General features: G+C 64.1%; 1 protein-coding gene. It reads left to right on the forward strand.

Annotated elements, in window-relative coordinates; translation table 11 throughout:
* Positions 1-1,788 precede the first annotated feature (1,788 nt).
* Entirely contained in the window at positions 1,789-2,364 is a 576-nt protein-coding gene (locus VMS96_11170) for a hypothetical protein (GenBank protein ID HVP43985.1), read from the forward strand.
* The last annotated feature ends 148 nt before the right edge of the window (positions 2,365-2,512 follow it).

Below are 2,512 nucleotides of genomic sequence, written 5' to 3' on the forward strand. Positions count from 1 at the left end.
GGCTACTTGTCGATGAAACGAGTCATCGTCTTGAGCGACCGGCAGGTGAAGCTAGCAGGAAGATGCAGGAAAACCCTGCTGCCAGGGAGAAGTGTGCCGGACCTACCCGGGGTCCAGCACGGAGTTGCCGATCTCCGGCACACCAAATTCCCTCCTATGTTCGCTTACTTACTCCTACTGTGCTGGACTGTGCTGGCTGTGCTGGATGGTTAAACAAAGGGGGAATGGAGAGGTAGTGAGAAGGAGGAGTGAAAGGGGGTTTATAGGGAAACTGCCAGCAACTCCGGCACGTCCAGCACAGGAGCGGGAAAACGTCGCAAGAACGGGTACTTCGCCCTGTGCCGGACTTCGGCCCCTGGGCCCCGCCCTGTCCCCCTGGCCGAACCGGACACCTCCACGATACCGTCGCTGCAGGATCCGGGAGGTGGCACCAGGTGGACGCGCATCCCCGCATCGTCCGCACCGAGGGGCGGTACTGGATCAGGCGCCTGGGGAAGCCGAGCCTTCCGATCGGCGAGAGCTTCGAAGAGGCGCAGCGCGCGCTTCGCGACCTTCGCTCGAAGCGGCGTCGCGCCGCCAAGTACGCCGTCTACTTGATCGAGGGTGTCCCCGGCTGGTTGAAGGTCGGACACTCCGCCAGCCCGCACCTTCGGCTTACTGCGATGCGGACCTCCAACCCGTTCCGGCTCCGCCTCGCGCGTGTGGTGTGGTGCCGCGACGCCGAGTCCGCGAAGCAGATGATCCTCCACCGCTTCGCCGAAGCGCGCGGAGAGGGCGAGTGGCTCCGCGATCTTCCTGAGGTGCGTCAGGCGATCGCCGACCTGGAAGGCCTCGCCGCCGCGCCTAGGCTACAGCGTGAATTCGATTCCCGGTCGGGAGCGGCCGGTGAGTCGTGTCGGGGCGCTTGCCGACCACGCACTGTTTCGTGGTTAGGCTGCGAAGCCCCGCAGCCTAGTCCCGGCTCTCTGCACGCTGCAATCCCCCGGCCCTGCCTGCCGATTCAGCTTCCGAACCCGAATCGGCCCCTGTAGATTAGGCTGCGAATCTTGGCTGGCTTTGAACGCTGAGGAAGCTGGCCAATAGTAGTTGTACGGCACCAAGGGCAGCTCAATGCCTGTATGCTGCGCACGCGGTGGATTCTCGCTTTCGATTCCACTTCCATGATCTCGCCTCAATCTGGGGTGGTCGCATTAATCACGGAGTCGGCTCTGCCTTCTGAACCCGGGGCGCCTATCCGCGCTCACGTGGCTGCGCGCGCGACTCTTGCCGTAGGGGCGCTGCTGCTCGCGCTTGCTCAGACTTGGTGGGCAGGGCACGTCTTTGTCGTACGCATCGTCGACGGCTGCCAGAATGGAGAGCCCGGCCCCGGGGGCGGCTTTTCGGTCGGAATAGCTGCTCTTCTGCTCATGTTTCTCGCCTTCCCGCTGGCACATTCGTTCAACGCATTGAGCGCTGCTGCGGGGCGCCGCTGGGGAATGACGCGTCCCGCATCCATTGCTTTCGCGCTAGTGCTCAGCCCTGGGTTCGCACTCCTATCGTCCTTTCTGGCCTCCTTGATCCGCTGCCCGTTTTGGCCTCGTTGATCAGTTGCCCGTCACCCAAGAGCCCAGAAGGCGCCGTACAACAAGCGCATGCAGCTGGCCGCCCGCGGCTTCTAGTCTGCGCCGAACTCGACCGGCGGCGTATCGGTGCTTCGGGCGACATTCGCGGCTTCGCGGCGGGCCGCCGGGCGGTGTACGGTTGGTGCACGGCGGGCGGCAGCTGATGCGCGAGCCGTTAGACGGCAGCATGAGCTTCTCCTTGATATGGACAGCTCTGGCGATCGCGGGAATTGTGCTCGGTTGGCTTTGGCTGGAGCGCCCGATCCGGTACCGCCGTCAGACGTTCGCGGACCTTGAGCGCTTCCTCGGAGACTGGAGCGACTCCGGCGGCGACGGATTCCAGATCCATATCGAGAGCCGAAAGCCGAAAGTTGATCTAATCGCGACGCTGCGCGGCGAAGGCAGCGCCAAGCAGCTCGTCGTTCCCATTGGAGCCATCTCCGAAGGAGCCTGGCCCGAGATCGAGGCGCTGGCCGAGCAGTTCGTCGGTGTGGTCGTATCTGAACAAGAGTTGCGGCTTCCAGGCCGGGCCCCCTACACCGGCTCTGTTGCAGCCCGTGCCGCCAAGACCATCCTCGCCGAGTCGGGTTGCAAGCCGGACGCCCACTTCACTGTTTTCGCAGACCCTCATTCGTTCGACCCCCACTACGCGGCGGAACTCTATGAACGGGTCTCCGATACGGGCGACGGACCCATCCAGCGGTGGAGCCGGCGCTCGGCCAAGGCTCTCCGCGCGGAGATTCGGCGCAAGAGCAAGAAGTAGGCGGGCTGCCGTCTAACAAGGAATCATACGAAGGCCGCGTCCACGCGCTGATCGAGTGAGTCGAGGCGCACGGCGTTGGCGGTCTCCTCCGCTGGGGAGATGCTTCGGGTTGCAACAAGACCTGGGCATCGAGCCCCAACGAAGGAGA

The sequence above is a fragment of the Terriglobales bacterium genome, assembly GCA_035543055.1.
Classification (GTDB): domain Bacteria; phylum Acidobacteriota; class Terriglobia; order Terriglobales; family Acidobacteriaceae; genus JAIQFD01.

What these genes read in the sequence shown, in the direction of transcription:
- VMS96_11170 (HVP43985.1), top strand. Translation starts at nt 1,789, where the DNA reads ATGAGCTTCTCCTTGATATGGACAGCTCTGGCGATCGCGGGAATTGTG.